Origin of the sequence: Draconibacterium halophilum (assembly GCF_010448835.1) — a bacterium.
In the GTDB taxonomy this organism is placed as follows: Bacteria; Bacteroidota; Bacteroidia; order Bacteroidales; family Prolixibacteraceae; genus Draconibacterium; species Draconibacterium halophilum.
Window position 1 is genome coordinate 385,070 of the sequence record NZ_CP048409.1, and the last position, 19,179, is coordinate 404,248.

Here is a 19,179-nt window from a genome sequence, read left to right on the forward strand (position 1 = left end):
CAACCTAACGGGATGATGAACAAACAGGTTAAAAAATGTCGCTAACGGGGGAAAAGGAAAGTTTAATTCTTTACCTGAAAATAAATGGTTTTTTACGACGACTTATACGCAGCCGCACGAAAATAGTTTTAACCTCGCCTGGTGCGCGATTCTATCGCGTTCCTTTTGTTTAGATCATAGTCCACGATAAAATCGCCCGGCAGCAAGGGCGATAACCCACGCGAAAGGATTCGCCCGGCAGCGGGGGTTATTAGAGGATTGTGTTTTAGAATCCAAATTTTGAACGATGTTCCCGAAAGTAATTCACTGACGGATGAAATTCACTGTTAGCAGGTAGAATAATATCTCTGTTTTCGAATTGCTTTATCCCTGCTTCCGGGTGAAAGTCTTTTAACTTTGGATGAACTAGTATTCTGTACGTATCGGAAATGCCAATCAAACCACGGTCGAAGGCGCGATGAAAAGTTGGGGAAAGAGCTAAGCCATTTCTTATTGAATCGTTATAGGTTTCGGCAAAAGGTGTGATATGGCAAGCATCAACCAATGAACGATTTTTGGCATCGGCAACTTTTAATCCTGTTACTGCGCATTGATTATCGTACACCTCAAGAATGGCTTTTCGAAATACAGAACTGCGCATTACCACAAATTCTTCTCGTATCTCTTTCGGCTGTTCATCAATAGATTGTTTTACTTTTCGTGCGTAGTTTTGAGCAGGGTCGTAAAGTATTTGCTGTTTAATTTTTGTGGAATAAACTTTTTGTGGTGGGTATTGTGTTGCTTGACGGATACCAAAATATTTGTCAAGTATCGCAGCTTTTATCTCTTCACGTTTTATCGGATCGGACAAGGCAATATACAATTCATTAGAAAGTGTAGCCGCACAAACGGTTTCCGTTAATGCCCGATAACTTTTTATCGATTTGCTTTTTGTTGTAGGAATTTCCCTGCCGGGATATGTAATCAATTTCCAAAACTGTCCTTTTTCGTTTTTAAGGTGAAAAAAAGGTAATGCAAAAGTTGGTATATGTGGAGTTTTAACCAATAACTTCCAAATATCAATAAAGCGCTGCACTAGATCGTCGTTTACCTCAATCCAATTATCCGCAATTTCACCACTTTCAAACGACTCTATTACCGCCAAAAGTAAAACAGGTTTGTGCGGCGCTTTGCCGTATTTGGTTGGGGCTTGTTTTAAGGTGAGGATATGTTGGATTGTAGATGTCATAAAGTTAAAATCTACTTACTCAAATATTTTCTGATTTCTAGTATCTCAAATCCATTACCAAAGTCAATCGTATCTCCCACTTTTTTATTTGTTAGTAACTGAGCCATTTTACTTTCGCTGCTAATCCTCTGAGCTCTGGGTGCATCAACTCCAATACTAAACCACTTGGAATCACGACCGGGAGATTTTAATAAAACCATAACTCCATTTCCTACCGAAGCAGTATAATCTTTTTCTAGAATTTCCTCTTTAACAAGCTTGAATCTGCAAATTATATATCCACTCTTACCGCGATCTTCCCAATGATCAACTACGCGATAAAGACCTCCATATTTATACCCCGAAATTGGGGATAACTTAGATTTGTGTTTGAAACCTCGAATTACTCTTACAGGAAGCTGCCTCTGTTGACTAACAACTAGGCCTTTGTTACCTGGAGAATCCCAGGACTGATGATCAACCTGCTTTTTAGAACTTGAATCATTACCTCCATGACCGGTATAAATAATATAATCACCCCAATCTTCGTCATCTTCATAACCATCAGACAAAACAATAGCTGAAGCTCCTTCATTACCATTCCCATCAATCCCATGAACGGTATAACGATGTAAATCTGCTTCAATTAATTCCTTTCTTGACGCAAAGCATTGTTCTTCTCTTATTCCAACTGGTGTTCCAAAAAAAATATCAGCCATTCTACAAAAGTTATTATTCAATAATTTCAATACCTATCGAACTCAGATACTCAAAAGTATTATCATAAAACTCGGGAAGCCTTGTGTGGTCCTTCACATCGCCTTCGGGTACAACAATCACCATTCCTTGACGAGCTCGTGTAAGTAAGACTCGATAAGCATTTTTTAAATACAACTTCCGATCGACTTTTTTAATATTTTGCCATTTGCTGCCTTTAAAAGATTTGTAATCCCACCCTTCTTCTGTATACCGGAAATCTCCGTCCCAAGCCACGCAAGCCCAATCTAATTCGAGACCTTGAACGTGAAATTCTGTTGCAACATCTTCCAAATAATAGGAAGATCTAACATCTGCTTTTTCATCTAAAAACCAATGGACCGGATCAATTGGCGATTTTACATCGATACAATATGGTTTTAAGCGTTGAGCTTGAGATGAAACTACAATTCCATATCGTTCTGAACCTCGTGCTTTATTGCGCAACCATTGCTTTGCTTTTTTGAAGTTCCGCGTTAGTACAATCGGATATTTTTTATTTATCTCTGATAAAGTTGATTGGGCACCAATTTTATCTAAGTCCAAAACTTGTTTTACCAACAACGAAACATTCTCAGCTCGAAAAGATCGCATAGAAACAGCAAGATGTAGTGAACCTGAATGTGTTACGTTTTTTCTATTTTTTATCTTTTGAAGAATTTGCTCAGTGTTGTACTCGCTATCCGTCAACTTAGTCGACATGTAAATATTCCAATCACGAAAAGAACGCTCAAGTGCTTCAACCCATTCGGATATACCAGCCTCTCCGGTGTTTATTTCTTGTCCTCCACCCACCAAACAAACTACCACTGCCCAATCAGGATGTCTATCAAGACAAGAAATAAGGAATTCAGGTTCAGACTTATTAAAATCTGGAACACCTTTCTTTTGTCGCATAAAGTTGGTGGTTTGTTCTAAAGTCCAAGCGCGTTGTGCTTCATCAAATAATGTAACATGTTCTATTGGTGGATTGCTATCACGTAGTCCCTCATCTCTGAAATGATGCACATTTTGAATAAAAGCCTGTACTTCGCTTTGGGCCACTTTCTTTGTAAGCTTCTCGCCGTTAGCCTTAGCTCTCTTCACTTTATCACGTGCTAATGCTTCTTGAAGTATTTTTACCAATGGGCCATTCCCAGATAGAAAAACACTGTAAAGTTCACTGTCTTTATCGAAATGTGTTGTTGCAATATTAAGTCCTACCAAAGTCTTTCCAGCACCAGGTACTCCTGTTACAAAACAAATTGCCTTTTCTGAGTTATCTCTAGACTTTTTAATAATTGCTGCCACTTCATCCGAAGTTTGACTCAAATTAATTGCGCTAGCGTCACTCCTCGAAATATCTTTAACTGAATGGTTAGCATAAAGCGAAGTTGCTGCCTCAATTATTGTTGGTGTTGGTTGATATCGCCCCTGCTCCCAATCCTCCAAAATAAATTGTTCTTGTCCATCATGAAACTGTAATGCATGAGCGATGATACTCTTAAAGCTTTCAGTGTTTGATTTTACGGGGTCAAAAAGGTTGTCGGCTTGTTGCGATGTGGTTAAAAGAAAGTCCGACTGCTTAGCTTTGGTAGCGAGTAAAATTGGAACAATAACTTTATCATGGCTTGTCTCGTGAAAGTTTTTTAAATCCAAAGCATAATCCCAAACTTGATCGATAGCATATGAAGGATATTCTTTTTCCCCAACTTTAAATTCCACAACAAAAAGAATCGACTTGATAATCAGAAGCACATCAATTCGTTTACCCATTCTTGGGATAGCGTACTCAAAATAAATTGAGCCGGAATGCTCTACTAATAATTCTTGTAGATATTCAATTTGAAATTTCCATGCATCTTTTTGGGTCTGCTCTGTAGCAAACTCGTTGTTATTTGCTAACTCTCCCAATATATGGGTATAGGACTTAATCAAAAACGATGTGATGGAATCTGAGTAATATGCTCGGTTCATTAGATTATGTTGAATTTTCAACTATAAAACTAATAGAATTTTCGTTAAAAAGCTTAGCTTTCAACTGTAAGAAAAACAAACAAACCCACATAGCGGCGACAAACAAATATTAATTTGTTCTTCGGATTCGGAGATGTTATAAGTGTTGAACACTTCTGTTCTTACACCACATATCAGACAAGTTGTTGGTTGATCTGAAATAAGGAATGTTTCAAGAGCAGAAAAAATTGAAGGATTATATTCACTCATTTTCTTCTTTTAACAAAATCAATTCACACCAATCATGATCAAGTTTTGGATTATAATCAGGAAACTGAGGTTTTATTAATCCAAAATCATGAGGCACGAAATATAAATCATCAATAAGCTGACATCTAAACCACTTTTCAAATTCTTGAAGTGATAAATTCTTTGGATTATCTATTTCTGCTTCTTCATAAAGCTTATAATTCGCCGCGTCTCGATACAAATATTCAATGATTATTCTATGTTTCATTGCGTGCAAAACAACAAAATAGCTTTATTCTCGTCAACGGACTATAAGTAACATCTACCTGATGCCGGCGGCATCAAATGTATCTAGAAAAAAGATTGGTGGAAAACATTCGACTCCAACAGGAGTCGCACCTTTTTTCCCAACTATGCTTTCTATACACATTTAAATCCGCTGGATTTGTCGCATTGTTTTTAAAAATTCCTGTACCAATATTTGCACCGGTTTAAAGTCGCTGCTTTTTTCGTGGGTGCCGGGTTTCAGGTAAAGACGGCGGACAACTTCCAGCATCAGCGATTGTACCCTGTTGTTTTTGTTGTACCAGCGCATGGGCACCAGTGTTCCGGCATAGGGGCGGTTAATTTCAACCGTAAATCCCCGTTCAACAAAAAACTGCTCGGCAAGGCTTGCCAGTTCGGGCGATGTATGAAAAGGATCGGTTCCCAGGTTAAAATCGGGGCGCGGGGTGCTTTGGTGCAAATCACGTTGCAGCGGCTTATCGGGGAATGAATGACAGTCGATAAGCAAAGCACCGTTATATTGGGCAAGTTGTTTTTCAACAGCCTCCGTTAATCGTTGGTGGTGTGCGTTGTAATACGTTTCCACTACCTGTTTGTGTAAAGCGGCACTCACCCGCCGCATTGGATTTCCCGCATCCGTTTTTTCATACAGCACACCCATTCCGTATTTCGCCATGGGTTCAAGCGAGTCGTCGGTAAAAACGTTCCACATCGCAAAACACCCGCGAGAAGGGTGCGATTATCGCCTCATCCCGTTTGTTGGCAAACAGCTCGTCGGTGTACCAGTCGGTGAGTTTTAGTATTTCTTCCTGTAAAGCTTCACTGCTTAATAAAAAGCCGGTGTAATCAGGGATTTGCGTTGAGGCGTGGGGAATGTGGAGAATAAGTTGTTTCATTTTAATGTATTGAATTGTTAAAGATCGCTTCTCCCGATTCGTTTTACTCATCGGGATCGCGATGACGTTGGGATAAAGTTTACGGCAGCGAACCGTGTAGTTTTTTCCAGGGAACATGATTCTCGTGGTCCGCTGCCCGACACACAAAGAATGTAAGTCATTGCGAGCGTAGCGAAGCAATCTCTCAAATGCCCCTCGTTAAAAACAAGAGGAAAAAGAGAGTTAATTATAGTAACCCTGATTGAGTGTTTCGACCAGTCCTTTAGGAATCCAGCAAATTCTTTTCTGGGTGTCCCCGTATTTTTCACACAATTCCAAACCGATAATATTACCGCTCGGAAACTTTACCAAAATGACAAAATTTTGTCCTTCTCCCAGTTCGACGTTCTTTGGGAAAATACCGGCTGGTGTTTTAATAAAATACGGTAACCTGGCGTCCTCCAACTGAAAAAATTCTTCCAGAGTTACTTCATCCACCTTATCAGCAAAAATGCTAAAGGTTGTGTGTCCGCAATTTTCACCATGATAAAATTTAAATCTCGTCACTTTTAATTGTAGAAAGCGCTCAACAAAATTGGGCCAGTTCTTTGAATGAATTTTCATAAAGCACAAATTTTAAATGGTTAATATTTGTGCATCACGTGTAATCGGCTTATGTCTGAATTGTAATTGTTTTTGACAGACTGTCCGCATACCAGTGTTATGGCATTTCTGCTCTAACACTAAACCACCGTGGCTTTACTTGCTCGGTTGGTATCCCGATAAAATCGGGATTCATGATGCATTACAAATATGTTCAATAAAATTGAAAGAAACAAACCATTATACAAGGCAAATGATAGTGAAGAAAGCGGAGAATGATTTTTATATGGCCTGCCGGAATTCCAAAATTGCTGTTGTGCCTTTTCCCGGTTCGCTTTCGAAACGGAGCGTTCCCTTATGAAAACCAACAAACTCGTTGCACAACACAAGCCCCAGGCCGGAGCCCGCTTCGCCATGGGTTCCCTGTTTAGATTCTCCCTGTTTAAAGCGATGAAGCGATTTTAGTGTTTTCTCGTCCATCCCCCGGCCGGTATCGGTAATTTGTAATTGTATTTTATCGTTGGTTTTTGTTGTACGAATGGAGATGCGGCCCTTTTCGGGTGTAAATTTAATGGCATTGGAAACCAGGTTGCGCAAAATGGTTTGCAGCATGTTTTTATTGCCGTCCAGAAAAATACCCTGCCCCTGGTTAAATTCCATCTCAATAGATTTTACGGTGGCCGAGCTTTTAAAGAAACTCAGGTTTTCTGAAATTAGCTGGTTAAGGTTTAAAACCTCTGTTTCAAAGTTGCTGCGGTTTTTTGATTTCGATGCCCAATCAAGCAGGTTTAACAAGAGGTGATAGGTAGACTGACTAAGCGTGTTAATCGTACTCATAAAACTTTTTCGATCAGTTTCGGTCAGTTCGGGTTCGTTTTCCAGCAAGTCTAAAACGGTCATAATGTTTCCTACCGGCCCCTTAAATCGTGTGCAATAATGGAGAAAAACCGGTCTCTCGACTTTAACTGGCTCCTCAGGTCGTTGGAAAGCTGCATATTGGCAGCCGTTAAAAAGCCAAAGGTGAGGGCAATCATTACAAATCCCGATATAATATGTAATACAATTCCGGAGGTGCTTAGCTCGGATGTATTAATCGATATATTTTGCATTACCGCTACCAGGTTAATCATCAGCAACAAAAAGAAGATAAAAAAAGAAAAGGCATTGATACGGAAAATTTGTTTCAGAAAATTTTGTTCGGGCGAAAGATTAAACATCTCGACGATAGCGATAACACAGTAAACAGAAAGAAATAAAACGTGGATTGCCAACTGCAACTGAAAAGAATGAAACACAAAAAAGAATACCAGCGACTGTAAAAAATCGGCTAGCGGAAAACCAATAATTATGGGATAGTGAATTTTGCGTTGTTTAAATTTCCATATCCCGGCGAGGTACAAATACAATCCCACAGAAACCATAAGCCCCGGTGCAACCATCGACAAATATTCGTTGTGCGATGGAAATAAGCGAAACAACAGGCCAAAACCGATTACAAGGCTACCGGAAGCCCAAAACCCTATTCCGTGGCCGGTTGTAGATTTGCGTAACAACAACATATATAACCCCATTATTAAACTTATTCCTGAATTTATAATGGTGAGAATTTGAATGGTACTCAACTGCATGGTTTAAAATTCGAATTGTTTGATTTAGATTGGTGACTGTATGCCAAAATTAGCAATGTCAGTGCAATTTACAAGTTTAAATGACAACGTGCTGACAGACGTGTAACGAAGAATTATCCGGGATTATTCAATTTGATGGATATTAGGTGTAATGTTCGTTAATCCAGTGCGTTATGGCAATTAACGTGGCTTATGATAAATAATGCGGGTTAACTTCTTTTTTACACCTGAGTTTAAAGTACAAAAGCAGGAAATTTATATCTTGAGCCGCAATAAATTTACAGAACACATACCATGTTTCATTTTTATATTACCCTTGCCTATATTCTTCCAAACATTTATGTTTTCTTCCGCATAAAAACCCTGTTTGTCTCCAAAAAATACCACCGCTTATACATTGCGATTTATTTGCTGCTGGCATTGATTTTCCCGGTATCCCAGAATTTTTTAAGGCATAATACCGATTTTATTTCGCAATTCTTTACAACCGTTTCGGGCTATCTATTGCCCTTTTTCCTGTACCTGTTTTTGTCGGTACTTGTTTTCGATTTATTTTTACTGACAAACCTGATTTTTAAAATCGTTTCGGTCGAACATCGAAAAAGTTTTTCATTTCGGCGGGCGGCATTTTCGTCCCTACTGCTTATATCGGCGGCAACCGTAATTGGTGGCGTTATCAATTTAAATACCATACGGGTTTCAAAATACAACATTGTTGTTCCGAAAAAGAACACGACTATGGAGAACCTGCGGGTGGCTTTTGTTGCTGATTTTCATATTCAGCAAAAAACCAGGCTGCGTTTTGTCCGGCAATTTGTTCGCAAGGTAAATGCCTTACAACCCGATCTAATTCTTTATGGCGGCGACATTGTTGAAGGGCGGGGCGAAAGTGCAACTTCCGTGGAAATTGAATCGGCATTAAAAAGTATTCAAACTAAATACGGGGCATTCGGAGTGCTTGGAAATCATGAATTTTATGCCGACCAGAACGATGGGCGTTTTTTCGAACAGGCAGGAATAATCTTGCTTAACGATTCAATTGTCAGAATAAACGATTCGTTTTACCTGGCAGGACGCTACGATGAGCATTTTAGAAACCGTAAAACGGTGCACGAAGTTTTGGGAAATAATCCGGCTGATTTGCCCCTGATTCTTTTGGATCATCGCCCCACACAATTGCAGGAAGTTAGCCAAACAATGGTTGACGCGCAATTTTCGGGACATACGCATAACGGGCAACTTTTTCCCCTTAATTATATTATTCGCCAGATGTACGAACTAAGCTGGGGATACCGGAAAACAGGGGATACCCATTTTTTTGTGACCAGCGGCTTGCGTTTGTGGGGGCCACCGGTTAAAACCGCCGGGAAATCGGAAATAATGCTGGTGGATTTTACGTTTGAATAAAAGGCTGTTCAAAAGCATTTTCTATACACATGCGATGCCGCTGGCATCGGGAATGCATCGAATTATTTCCTCTAAATCCATCGGATTTGAATGTTTATAGAAAAGAATGTCGGGAAAGAATTGGTACGACTCCTTCCGGAGTCGAATGTTCTGTGTTCATTAATGTTTCTATAAACATGTGATGCCGCTGGCATAAAAGGAAAAAGGCATTGCTTGTGTAGTCCGCCAGCTTCAGATTATGTTTCTGGTCGCTTAATAAAACAAAGGTATAGATCATTAACTTTGCACAAAAACAGGTTCCACTTTGCAATGGATGATTATCAGAAACAAATTCGTACGGAATTATCGGTTTGGCAAAAACAAATGCTTCAAAGGCCATCTGTTATCAACTGGCTGTCGAAAAAAGTACAGGTAAAAATCAATACATGGATACCTGAAAAAATACATCGGGCAATTACAGTCACCATCAAACAAATGATACGCGGGGTTTTGTTCGGTGCCAACTATACCACCGCCAAACCGCTGTCGGGCGTGTCGTTGCAGGCACGTGAGGCTGCCATTCAGAAACGGATCAAATTTTACCAAACCACTGCTGCTGTTGAAGGGGGAATAACCGGTGCAGGCGGTATATTACTGGGATTTGCCGACTTTCCGGTTTTAATTGGCCTTAAACTGAAATTGCTGTTTGATATCTCGTCGATGTATGGTTTTAACGTAAAAGATTATAAGGAAAGGGTGTACATCCTGCATATTTTTGAACTGGCATTCTCAAGTCATGTGCACAGGCGGAAAATATACCTCGAAATGATTGACTGGGAAAAGAAGAGTAAAGACCTTCCTGAAGATATCCATCAGTTTGACTGGCGAAATTTTCAGCAGGAATATCGCGACTACATTGATCTGGCAAAGATGGCCCAGTTGATACCCTTCGTAGGTGCACCTGTTGGATACCTGGTTAACTCCCGCCTGATTGACAAATTGGGAAAAACGGCTATGAATGCTTACCGCATGAGAGCATTGGCAAATCAGTAAGAGCAGAGAGAGGAAGACGGAAATTTGAAGCACGAAGAGGGAAAAAATGAGCGGAGAGAGAAAGTGATCAGAAGCAGTTTTTCAGTGAAAGAAAATGTTACCGGTGTCAAGTCAACTATGAGCTGTAAAGGCCAAAAATTTTAGCATAGCCTTAGCTACATTACAATTTTTGAACGAATAGAAAACGGAAAAGAATAAGCTTATATGCGGCATTTCATGGTTTATGTGGCATAATACTATGCAAGCTTTAACCTTTCCAAACTTCCCGGCTTTTACATTCTAATGGGTCTCAACTGACTTCTGTTTAAGTAAAAAGTAAGAAACAACGCAGCCAGCGGAACCAGCATGTGAGGCAATCGGTAAACAGTTTCGAAGAGATTTTGGTGCAGGCTTTCCAGCGGGAAATCAATGTAGAAATTGGCCAGGGTTCTGGCCAAGGCAGTTAATCCACCCCACAGCGCAGCATAAATAAGTGAGTAAGCAGATAAGTGCGGAATAAATATGGTAATTGAGATTATAAAGTCGAGTATTCCTGCAATCTGTAAAATGCTTTTTGCTGTTCCTTCGTCGATACTGAAAATATTAAGGAATAGATCTATAAATACTCCGGGTTGCGGATAGTAACCAATGGCATACAAGCCATGTGCGGTAAATGTAAATGCAATGGCAATTTTCATGAGCAGAAGCAGCTTTTTCTTTTTAATCCGATTTGATAATCCGTAACAGAAAAACAAGGGGAGCAAAAACTGGATGGTGTATTCGAAAAATTGTCCGACATGAAAAAATTTCTCTTTGGAATACAAAAACGCCAAAAATACCAGCGCAAGCGAAGAGAGAATATAAAGTGGTGTAAACTTTGCCAGTTGTCGGCTGCCAACAACCAGCGTGAGTACAGCCATTAAAGCATAAAAAATACCAAACCCAACTACGGTGTATTGAATAAATTGGTCGGTTGCGGCACTGGTAACATACTCCTGCCAGGTGCCGCCACGAAAAAACAACACCAGGCTTTCCATTATATCTTTATCCCACAATAAAGCTCTAAAAGGCGCATCCCAAAACAGGTGCTGCCACGCCCGTCCTGCAAACAATGCGAAGGTTGCCACACGTAAGGTAAGGTGAACCAATTGTAAGCCCGAATGTTTATTAGCCATGAAATGAAGAAACTGTTGGTTTCATTATTTAACACAACACGATTCGCTTGATTTATGTTTCATTCACTTTCAAAAAAATACGACTTTATGAGGTACTTTGTTTTTATTTTCCTGCTTGCCATTCCCTTCAGTTCTTTTTCGAAGACCGGAAAATACCGACTAACATTAAGAGACAATCCTGCCACATCGGTAGTTATTGGCTGGGAACAGGTGTCGGGTGAAAACCCGGTGGTTTATTACGGAAGTGAGGACAATGGAACAGAATGGAAAAAATACAAGCGGAATGCAAAACCCGACAGGTTGGTGCAATATGCAGAAATGGAAAACTGCTTTGTAAGGTTAAACGGACTTTCACCCAACACGGCCTATTATTTCGTTATAAAAGACAGTGAGGGTGTATGCCAACGATTCTGGTTTAAAACGGCTCCAATGGAATCGAATTCCAGAATGTCGTTTATTGCCGGTGGTGATTCACGCAATAATCCCATACCCCGCAGAAATGCAAATTTGCTGGTTAGTAAATTAAAACCACACGCCGTACTTTTTGGTGGCGACATGACAGTGAGCGGAACACCTGAACAATGGCAGGCATGGTTTGAAGACTGGCAATACACAATTAGTGAAGACGGAAGAATGTACCCGATAATTGCTGCACGTGGCAACCATGAAGGAAATAACGAAATGATATATCATCTTTTTGATGTGCCATCGGAAAAAATTTATTATGGTGTTACCTGTGGCGACGATTTAGTGCGTGTTTATGTATTAAATACAGAAATTTCAATTGCCGGAGAGCAAACAAACTGGTTAATAAACGATTTAGAAGTACACAAAAAATCACGATGGAAAATAGCACAATACCATAAACCCATGCGTCCGCATGTGTCGAGAAAACGAGAAGGCAACGGACAATACATGGAATGGGCTAAATTGTTTTACGACGAGAAAGTAAAGCTTGTGGTTGAATGCGATGCACACACCGTTAAAACCACGTGGCCGGTAAAACCGTCAACAAAAGGCGACAGCGACGAGGGATTTGTTCGTGACGACCGCAAAGGAACTGTTTATGTGGGTGAAGGTTGCTGGGGAGCGCCGCTCCGTCCGTCTGACGATCCTAAAAGCTGGACACGGGACCATGGAATGTTTAACCAGTTTAAATGGATATTTATGGATAAAAAACAGATTGAAGTAAGAACGATAAAAGTGGATAATGCCGAGGAGGTTTCTTCGGTTTCCAACGACAATCCCTTTGCAATTCCTGAAAATTTAGATGTCTGGAATCCGGAGAACGGATCTGTTGTTACGATTCGTCGTTAGATAAGTATCGGATATTTATAGAAAATTCCATAGGAAGACAAACATTAAACTCCGGCCGCCTGCCTGTCCGGTAGGCAGGAAGTCGCACCCTTTATACACACCCCTATTTCTATGTTTTTTTTATGCGCTAAGCGGTTCAAAACCGCTAAGCGCGTTTGCAAAAGCTAATGACATGAATAATCCGGGTTAATCCGAAATATGCATTAGAAAAACTATTCCACACTATAAATTACCGGCATTTGCCCCTTCCACTTGTTCCATGTGTCGTTATCAGTAATCAGCTCGGCCATAAAATGGGCTACATTTATCCGACTGACTTTTCCGGCATTAAACAGCGCACTTCGCGTGGGTGAGGGATGAATTTCGTAGGGGGTGACTTCATTTTCATCGATTAAATCGTCGGGCCGCACTGCAGTCCATACCACCATTGGTTTGTTTTTTACATTCGTGCGCAGGTAATCTGCCGCCTGTTCGTTATCGACATGTGGGGGAGCAGCAGGCGCAACAGCGCAAGAACAATTTTATGCGCCAAAGAAATGGGTTCGTGCAAATCGCGGTTGCGGTTACCTGTAGTATTCATGAGCACATACTTTACCGGCTTTTCGGGTTGGTTGGCAGCAATTGCCTTACACAAACGACGGGTAGCATCTGTTACCAATCTGCGCGGTTGACCAAACATTCCTTTAAAGCTCAGGTTATGCCCGAGACAGGAAGCAACGGCATCGCAGCCCTGAACATGTTTGGTCAGCTCTTCGTCGCTAAGTTCGAGCACACTGGCTGTTACTACCGTCAGGTTTTTATTATTCAGTAATTCGGTCAACTTTTCAGTCGATCGTACAATTGCTGTTACTTTTTCTCCGCGATTTAATAAGTCTTTTACCAACAGCCGCCCCGTTGCCCCGCTTGCACCAACTACCAGTATTTTCATACAATACCCTTTAAAATTTTATTCATTAGCAGTTCTTACAAGTTAAGAAATTGCTCGTAGTAGCCAGCCACAAAAGCGGAAATGAATTTTTACTAACGAAAATTTTTAACTCTCCCTACCCTTTTTTTCCCGACGTAAAGTACGGGATTTCGCAAGTTCAACTATCGACATTTTCTCTTACGAAGGGAAAACTGCTTTTTTAGTAAGTTTACAAGAAGATTTGATACCAGCCACTATAGTTGCCAAAAATCGGCTCCCGAGGGGAGCTCCCGACAGTTGAGGGGTAAGGCATATATCATTACAGTGATGTCCAAAGATTATAATCCACCGGAAATTCCATGTAACCCCAATAAAGGCTGAAATCTTCTCTCCCCAGCGGAGAATAAGCGGAACCCCGTGGCAAAGCCAAGGGGTATTATTAGATTAAAATTGGAAAGCGGGAATTGAACGCCCGAAGTTTGCATAAAAAGAAGTACCAGCCGAATCAGCCCGGGCAGCGAAATGGGTGCTGCCCCGCACAACAGAAATCGTTGAAATACCGCGCTAATACCCCTTTAAATCAAGGTCTTCGGTTTCAATGCGGTCGACCATGCGCCCCATCTTTTTTTGGATGATTTTAAAATGATGCTCATCATTGGGGCTACCAGGGAAATTGCTTCTCCCGGCGCTTCGGCACGCCCTGTTCGTCCAATACGGTGAATATAATCTTTTGGAGAGCGCGGTAATTCGTAATTAATTACACAGGGTAAAAATTCGATATCGATGCCACGTGCCAATAAATCGGTGCTCACCAGCACCTGAATAGCACCCGATTTAAACTGGCGTAATGCTTCGGTTCGTACCCATTGGCTTTTTTTGCCGTGAATAGCCTCGGCATCGATTCCGTGTTTGATTAATTTATCGGCCACAGCTTCGGCTTTAAATCCCGACGATGTAAAAACCAGTACCTGTTGCCACTTTTTGGTTTTTATCAGATAACGCAACAGCGGTCCTTTTCGCTCTTCCAACACATAATAGGCAACCTGATCGATTTGGCTCAGGATATTTGTTTCGGGCGCTATTTTAATAACCAACGGATTGTTTAAAAGAAACTGGGTAATTTGGTTCAGATCATCGCTTAAGGTAGCCGAAAACAAAAGGTTCTGCCGTTTTTTGGGCAGCAGCGCAAATAGCTGGTTCATCTCGTCTTTAAAACCAAGATTTAGCATTTTGTCGGCTTCGTCGAGCACCAGCGTTTTAATATCGGATAAATGAACAGCCTTAGATTCTACCAGTTCCAACAGCCTGCCGGGAGTGGCTACTAACACATTCACTCCCTGTAAAGCTATCATTTGCGGATTTATGGATACACCACCGTAAACGGCCAACGATTTAACGGGTTTTGGAAGTGCAGGTGCAAAAGTCGAAAACACCTCGTTAACCTGCACCGCCAACTCGCGTGTGGGCACAAGCACCAAAACGCTGACATGTCGGTTTTTAGTTACCCGATTATTTTGCAAATTCATTAACAGTGGCAATACAAAACTGGCTGTTTTCCCCGAGCCTGTTGCAGCGATACCCAGCACATCGCCCCCCTTTAGAATAGCGGGTATAGCTGATTTCTGAATGGGATAGGCTTTGGTGTACTTTTGTTCAGACAATACATTTAGTAAAGCCGGCGATAATCCTAAAGTGGTAAATGACATACGTGTTTTCCCGATTAGATGCGGATAAATTTCCAGCGGCAAATATAGACAAAAGAGAAGAGAGTTGGCAGAAAGAGCTGAGATTAGCAACCGGAGTCGTTCCCGGTCACTCACCGATTGTTTGCTGTAAATAGTTCAATTTACAGGATTTGTTGCAACACCACCAAAAAATTCCAGTAGCCGCTTTTGTTTGGGAATAAAGGGCTGAATTATTTCAGACTTTCAGCCCTACAATCCCCCAAAAAAGATACCTGGAAGTTTTCTTTACAAACAAAATTAGCGCTGAAAGTGCGTTTTACTTCAGCCCAGGGCGGAGTAATGTAGAGAATTACGTGGCCCCGGGGTTTATCATCAAAGCCTATATCGTCCGGCGACGAAAGCAGTTCAAGATTGATCCGTTTTCCGGGACGAAAATCAACAGACTCAAAAAATGTGTCTAAAGCTTAGCTCCAAGCGAGAATGGGCGGAAATCCGCGGCAAAACCACGGGGAATTCATCTGATTAAAAAACATACATTCATTATTTGCAATTATTCTTTGTATTTTACAAAACATTATAAAGAATTAAAGCCACTGCCTTGTGGTTAAGGTTTTTATTTAAAACAAAAAACATGAACGATAATCCCGGTATCCTAAAAATGATTCGTGCCCCATTTCTGAGTAGTATAATTGCCCCCATTGTAATCGGCACCCTATGGAGCGCAGGTGTAAAAGAAAGTTTTGATGTGCTGAATTTTATTGTTGTACTGCTTATTGGGATTGGCCTGCACGTTGCCACCAATGTGTATAACGATATCTACGATACGCTTCAGGGCACCGACAAAGTGAATGTTCACCGCAACGAATCGAGTGGTGGCTCGGGCGTGTTACTCGATAATCCGGAGCTGATGGGAAAGATGTACTTTTTGGCACGTACGGGCCTGGTTGTTGCTTTACTGGGGACGATCGCCCTTACTTTTCTAATAAAAAAAGACTTGCGTGTGCTGCTGTGGGTGCTGTTTCTTGTGTCGGCATTTTTTAGCAAATATTATACAGCACCACCCGTTAAACTGGCCTACCGGGGTTGGGGCGAGGTATCGGTTTGGCTGGCCTTTGGCCCCATGGCTATTCTCATTGCCGCTGTCAGTCAGAATATGGGTATTCAACCGCACTTGCTTTGGTTGTTACCCATTACCGGGCTCAGCACTTCGTCGATTTTACTGGTGGGGCAAATGATCGACCTGGATGCTGACAGGGCAGGAGGAAAACACGGTGTTGCTTCGCGAATGGGCTCACGTTTTACCTCGGTGTTGTATGTGTTGGTACAGGTGGGCATTGCAGTAAATATACTCGCGCTGTTTGCCGGTTATCCGGGTTCTACCTGGCCACTGCTTCTGGCGCTTCTTCCCTACATTTTGCTGTTTCCTAAAGCTGCGGGAATCATTTGGAAACACCACGATAACCCGGATAAGCTAAAAGCCGGTGCTAAATTAACGGTACTTATCCACCTTGTTTTTTCGGTGTTGCTGATTGTTGGGTTTGGCATCTATAACTTTTTGAATTGATGTAGTGCGGAATGGAAGTATAAGAAAGCCTATTTTTTTCATACGTATACGGTAAAACTTTAAGATTGCTTCGCAATGCTCGCTACAATACCAGAAAATACAGCACCAGGAAAAACACCCATGCAGTAAATGATCCGCCCAGGTTTACCAGATCGTTTGGGGTGATGGATTCCGGCTTCTGCTGCTTTCTGAAAAATGTTAGCTGATGCAGTTTCCCTTCGATAAAAGCCCCTAAAAAGGTATCGGCAAAACAAGCCAAAAAGGCTGATAAGGTGAGTAGTGCAATCTCGGTCTGGTTCCACGCATCGAAAAACCAATTATACGAAAGGGCTGAAATAAGAAAAGCTCCTGCCAGTGCTGCTGCCGTTCCGCCCAAAGAGATACCGCCAGTTGTGCCGGCTTTATGCATTTTCCAGTCGGCCACCGAAAAACTCCGCTTGTTTAAAAGCGGGCCTGCCTCACTGGCCCATGTATCGGCGGTTACTGCTGCCACGCTGGCAATAAAAAAGAAAATAAACAGCTCGTTTTTGGTGATGAAGAACAACATGGAACTCAGCAGTGCCCATAAAATATTGGCCACTACCTGCCAGGCATTTCGCCCGCCCAACTGACTTTTCTTTTTTCTGTCCGTTGGATTTACTTTGGTGAAGATCACTGAACTCGCAAAGAAAAACAATACCGGCAGCAACCAGTTCCACCCGGCTACAAGCGATAAATAAAAACCCAGTAACCCGGCTGCTAAACTTCCGTAGCGGGTTAGCAGTTTCCATTTATACAGCAGGTAAGCGCCTGCACCAATTACTGTCAATACCACACTCACGAAAAGAAAATCGGGCTGTTGTGTGTGTTGAAAAATAAAGAACAGTGCGAGTCCGATTGGAATGGACAGATTATCGGAGCCGCGCCACGAAATAACTTCACAATAAGCGGCAAGCAACAGCAGCGCAACAACAAAAAAGACATCGGCTAACAGCACATGGGGCAAAAACACCAGCAAAACAACCAGGTTGGACAGAGAATAAGCCATGACTCCATAAATACTTTTTTTATCCTTGCCTATCCTAAAAATGCGATTTCTTTTGTTGATTTGCCCAAAGACGTTAGCCAGCGGATCGGAAACGGTTAACACCATCAAGGCGCTTTGAAAGTAATACATTGGCAAATCGGCCAGAAGCTGAAACGAGATAAGGATTCCCAGTGGATAAAACAGGGTGCCCAAACTTTTGTTATCGGTTTGATGAATAAGCCGCCAGCTTTTGAAACGAAAGGTAACAAATGAAATGATGGAACCGACAATGATCAGGATAAACAAAACATGGCGCTCAATGGTGTAGGTCAGCAGCAGAATAAGCAGCCCGGTGAACAGGTGAACCAGCTTTCTGACCATAAATGCTTTTTTCCTTGTCGCCAGGGAAGTGGTGGTATTGATTTCTTTTTCTTTGGCTTCCAATGCTTTTTTTTAGTGTTCGGTTCTACCCGGTTTTATTTTATTTTTTTGCATCATTTCATCCTCTCAGCGTAATTTCCTCGATCTTTCCAGCCACTTCCAGTGCGGCATTTCGCCCGGTGTCTTGAAAAAGAATTTTACCACTTTTTTTGTCGGTCAGGGTAAGTTCCAGTTCCGAGGTCATACTTTCGCTGATACGACCATCCATAATACCGGAAAGCGGTGAGGCCAGCTCGGTAGCATGATCGCGGTGTGCAAGCACTTCAAGGCGGTATTTTTTGTTTTCCATCAGCAATTCTACCTGCTCTTGGTTGGCCAGTGAGCGCAACAGTTTTGTGCCATTATAAGTGGTAAATTCGAACAGCTTACCATTAAAATACAAACCGGCAATAAAGCCCACAAAAGAACTCCGCAGCCACGGTATTTTTGCCACCGACGCTTTAAACGAAATACCGGGTTGTGCAAAGTGGTTCGACTGCATCCAGAAATATGCCGATGGAAAAGAATGGCCCCAGTCTTTTTCGATATAACCACGTCCGTCGCTAAAATCAACTGGCCTGCCTCTAAGGGTTAAGGTGCCTTCCAAGCGGTGATCCATACTTACAATGCCATGGTTGCATTCCATAAAAGGCACAAAAGAGTAGGGTCCCATAATGCCCGGCGAATACCACCTGTTGGGCCAGGAAACTGTATTTTCAAATTGTAGTGTTCCGTAATAATCGTCGAGTGCAAGATTTATGCTATTGCCTGTAAATTTACTCCCGCCAACATTGACATTAAACGCTCCGGCGACAACTGAAAACGCTTCGGCCGGATATGTAATGTATTCCGCCGTTTGCGCCTTACCATCGAGCACCTGAATAAAAGCGTGCTGTTTGCCCTGCTCATCCATGGCAATTCCGGGGATAAAGGCAAAAGCCTCTTGCTCGCCTGCCGAAACAACCTTATAGTACCATCCTTCAAAATAGCGTTTGCTACGCCCCCAACCCTGGTAGCGCTCGGGGTGAAACAATGCCTGTATTTGTTTGATCATGCGCATGGTGTTTAAAGGTAGTAAGAAAATCCTGTCGTCCTGTTTTCTGTTGAAAATTGAATTCCGGGGAGGTCACGCTTCGATGAATTTGCTCT

At 41.8% G+C, this 19,179-nt stretch carries 19 protein-coding genes and 1 riboswitch; of the genes, 4 read left to right on the plus strand and 15 right to left on the minus strand.

Annotation, left to right across the window (positions count from 1 at the left end; translation table 11 throughout):
- Positions 1-265: 265 nt before the first annotated feature.
- From G0Q07_RS01405 to G0Q07_RS01445, 9 genes are all read right to left on the minus strand, one after another.
- Complete coding sequence (locus tag G0Q07_RS01405) at positions 266-1,228, minus strand: HNH endonuclease (RefSeq protein WP_163344400.1); 963 nt, start codon at positions 1,226-1,228, stop codon at positions 266-268.
- 11 nt (positions 1,229-1,239) lie between these two features.
- Positions 1,240-1,926: a YDG/SRA domain-containing protein gene (locus G0Q07_RS01410; RefSeq protein WP_163344401.1), complete on the minus strand. Its 687-nt coding sequence runs from the start codon at positions 1,924-1,926 to the stop codon at positions 1,240-1,242.
- Positions 1,927-1,939: 13 nt separating this feature from the next.
- A complete protein-coding gene (locus G0Q07_RS01415; protein ID WP_163344402.1) occupies positions 1,940-3,919 on the minus strand; it encodes a DUF2075 domain-containing protein in 1,980 nt (659 codons plus the stop codon).
- A 241-nt stretch (positions 3,920-4,160) separates the two neighbouring features.
- On the minus strand, positions 4,161-4,415 hold the full coding sequence (locus G0Q07_RS01420; RefSeq protein ID WP_163344403.1) for a hypothetical protein: 255 nt from the start codon (positions 4,413-4,415) through the stop codon (positions 4,161-4,163).
- Positions 4,416-4,577: 162 nt separating this feature from the next.
- Entirely contained in the window at positions 4,578-5,108 is a 531-nt protein-coding gene (locus tag G0Q07_RS01425; RefSeq protein ID WP_163344404.1) for an N-formylglutamate amidohydrolase, read from the minus strand.
- A 4-nt stretch (positions 5,109-5,112) separates the two neighbouring features.
- Positions 5,113-5,328, minus strand: coding sequence for an N-formylglutamate amidohydrolase (locus G0Q07_RS20960; RefSeq protein ID WP_163344405.1), 216 nt, complete (start codon positions 5,326-5,328; stop codon positions 5,113-5,115).
- 222 nt (positions 5,329-5,550) lie between these two features.
- On the minus strand, positions 5,551-5,931 hold the full coding sequence (locus tag G0Q07_RS01435; RefSeq protein WP_163344406.1) for a hypothetical protein: 381 nt from the start codon (positions 5,929-5,931) through the stop codon (positions 5,551-5,553).
- 58 nt (positions 5,932-5,989) lie between these two features.
- Positions 5,990-6,116, minus strand: a riboswitch (SAM-I-IV-variant riboswitch).
- A 76-nt stretch (positions 6,117-6,192) separates the two neighbouring features.
- On the minus strand, positions 6,193-6,810 hold the full coding sequence (locus G0Q07_RS01440; protein WP_163344407.1) for a sensor histidine kinase: 618 nt from the start codon (positions 6,808-6,810) through the stop codon (positions 6,193-6,195).
- Between the two features lie 8 nt (positions 6,811-6,818).
- Positions 6,819-7,532, minus strand: a complete 714-nt coding sequence (locus G0Q07_RS01445; RefSeq protein WP_163344408.1) for a hypothetical protein — start codon at positions 7,530-7,532, stop codon at positions 6,819-6,821.
- A 300-nt stretch (positions 7,533-7,832) separates the two neighbouring features.
- Between G0Q07_RS01445 and G0Q07_RS01450 the strand changes: the two genes are divergently transcribed.
- Both G0Q07_RS01450 and G0Q07_RS01455 read left to right on the plus strand, forming a co-directional pair.
- Positions 7,833-8,945, plus strand: coding sequence for a metallophosphoesterase (locus G0Q07_RS01450; RefSeq protein WP_163344409.1), 1,113 nt, complete (start codon positions 7,833-7,835; stop codon positions 8,943-8,945).
- A 309-nt stretch (positions 8,946-9,254) separates the two neighbouring features.
- Positions 9,255-9,977: an EcsC family protein gene (locus G0Q07_RS01455; protein ID WP_163344410.1), complete on the plus strand. Its 723-nt coding sequence runs from the start codon at positions 9,255-9,257 to the stop codon at positions 9,975-9,977.
- 272 nt (positions 9,978-10,249) lie between these two features.
- Here the strand turns inward: G0Q07_RS01455 and G0Q07_RS01460 are convergent, their stop codons facing one another.
- Positions 10,250-11,131, minus strand: coding sequence for a hypothetical protein (locus G0Q07_RS01460; RefSeq protein ID WP_163344411.1), 882 nt, complete (start codon positions 11,129-11,131; stop codon positions 10,250-10,252).
- An 87-nt stretch (positions 11,132-11,218) separates the two neighbouring features.
- Between G0Q07_RS01460 and G0Q07_RS01465 the strand changes: the two genes are divergently transcribed.
- On the plus strand, positions 11,219-12,448 hold the full coding sequence (locus G0Q07_RS01465) for a purple acid phosphatase family protein (RefSeq protein ID WP_163344412.1): 1,230 nt from the start codon (positions 11,219-11,221) through the stop codon (positions 12,446-12,448).
- A gap of 212 nt (positions 12,449-12,660) precedes the next feature.
- On the opposite strand, the gene G0Q07_RS20965 is transcribed toward G0Q07_RS01465, so the two are convergent.
- The 3 genes from G0Q07_RS20965 to G0Q07_RS01475 form a co-directional block, all read right to left on the minus strand.
- On the minus strand, positions 12,661-12,876 hold the full coding sequence (locus tag G0Q07_RS20965; protein WP_262887982.1) for an SDR family oxidoreductase: 216 nt from the start codon (positions 12,874-12,876) through the stop codon (positions 12,661-12,663).
- A gap of 11 nt (positions 12,877-12,887) precedes the next feature.
- On the minus strand, positions 12,888-13,376 hold the full coding sequence (locus G0Q07_RS01470) for an NAD(P)-dependent oxidoreductase (RefSeq protein WP_203532645.1): 489 nt from the start codon (positions 13,374-13,376) through the stop codon (positions 12,888-12,890).
- Between the two features lie 554 nt (positions 13,377-13,930).
- A complete protein-coding gene (locus G0Q07_RS01475) occupies positions 13,931-15,061 on the minus strand; it encodes a DEAD/DEAH box helicase (RefSeq protein WP_203532646.1) in 1,131 nt (376 codons plus the stop codon).
- Between the two features lie 610 nt (positions 15,062-15,671).
- Here G0Q07_RS01475 and G0Q07_RS01480 point away from each other — a divergent pair.
- Positions 15,672-16,604 (plus strand): prenyltransferase, encoded by a 933-nt coding sequence (locus G0Q07_RS01480; protein WP_163344413.1) that lies wholly within the window; start codon positions 15,672-15,674, stop codon positions 16,602-16,604.
- 82 nt (positions 16,605-16,686) lie between these two features.
- Here the strand turns inward: G0Q07_RS01480 and G0Q07_RS01485 are convergent, their stop codons facing one another.
- Positions 16,687-18,054: a DUF92 domain-containing protein gene (locus tag G0Q07_RS01485; RefSeq protein ID WP_163344414.1), complete on the minus strand. Its 1,368-nt coding sequence runs from the start codon at positions 18,052-18,054 to the stop codon at positions 16,687-16,689.
- A gap of 55 nt (positions 18,055-18,109) precedes the next feature.
- Positions 18,110-19,084: a tocopherol cyclase family protein gene (locus G0Q07_RS01490; protein ID WP_163344415.1), complete on the minus strand. Its 975-nt coding sequence runs from the start codon at positions 19,082-19,084 to the stop codon at positions 18,110-18,112.
- Positions 19,085-19,179 lie beyond the last annotated feature (95 nt).

Bases quoted from the DNA above. Each gene is read 5' to 3' on its own strand.
- G0Q07_RS01405 (WP_163344400.1), bottom strand. From the start codon at position 1,228: ATGACATCTACAATCCAACATATCCTCACCTTAAAACAAGCCCCAACC.
- G0Q07_RS01410 (WP_163344401.1), bottom strand. From the start codon at position 1,926: ATGGCTGATATTTTTTTTGGAACACCAGTTGGAATAAGAGAAGAACAA.
- G0Q07_RS01415 (WP_163344402.1), bottom strand. From the start codon at position 3,919: ATGAACCGAGCATATTACTCAGATTCCATCACATCGTTTTTGATTAAG.
- G0Q07_RS01420 (WP_163344403.1), bottom strand. From the start codon at position 4,415: ATGAAACATAGAATAATCATTGAATATTTGTATCGAGACGCGGCGAAT.
- G0Q07_RS01425 (WP_163344404.1), bottom strand. From the start codon at position 5,108: ATGGCGAAATACGGAATGGGTGTGCTGTATGAAAAAACGGATGCGGGA.
- G0Q07_RS20960 (WP_163344405.1), bottom strand. From the start codon at position 5,328: ATGAAACAACTTATTCTCCACATTCCCCACGCCTCAACGCAAATCCCT.
- G0Q07_RS01435 (WP_163344406.1), bottom strand. From the start codon at position 5,931: ATGAAAATTCATTCAAAGAACTGGCCCAATTTTGTTGAGCGCTTTCTA.
- G0Q07_RS01440 (WP_163344407.1), bottom strand. From the start codon at position 6,810: ATGACCGTTTTAGACTTGCTGGAAAACGAACCCGAACTGACCGAAACT.
- G0Q07_RS01450 (WP_163344409.1), top strand. From the start codon at position 7,833: ATGTTTCATTTTTATATTACCCTTGCCTATATTCTTCCAAACATTTAT.
- G0Q07_RS01455 (WP_163344410.1), top strand. From the start codon at position 9,255: ATGGATGATTATCAGAAACAAATTCGTACGGAATTATCGGTTTGGCAA.
- G0Q07_RS01460 (WP_163344411.1), bottom strand. From the start codon at position 11,131: ATGGCTAATAAACATTCGGGCTTACAATTGGTTCACCTTACCTTACGT.
- G0Q07_RS01465 (WP_163344412.1), top strand. From the start codon at position 11,219: ATGAGGTACTTTGTTTTTATTTTCCTGCTTGCCATTCCCTTCAGTTCT.
- G0Q07_RS20965 (WP_262887982.1), bottom strand. From the start codon at position 12,876: ATGGTGGTATGGACTGCAGTGCGGCCCGACGATTTAATCGATGAAAAT.
- G0Q07_RS01470 (WP_203532645.1), bottom strand. From the start codon at position 13,376: ATGAAAATACTGGTAGTTGGTGCAAGCGGGGCAACGGGGCGGCTGTTG.
- G0Q07_RS01475 (WP_203532646.1), bottom strand. From the start codon at position 15,061: ATGTCATTTACCACTTTAGGATTATCGCCGGCTTTACTAAATGTATTG.
- G0Q07_RS01480 (WP_163344413.1), top strand. From the start codon at position 15,672: ATGAACGATAATCCCGGTATCCTAAAAATGATTCGTGCCCCATTTCTG.
- G0Q07_RS01490 (WP_163344415.1), bottom strand. From the start codon at position 19,084: ATGATCAAACAAATACAGGCATTGTTTCACCCCGAGCGCTACCAGGGT.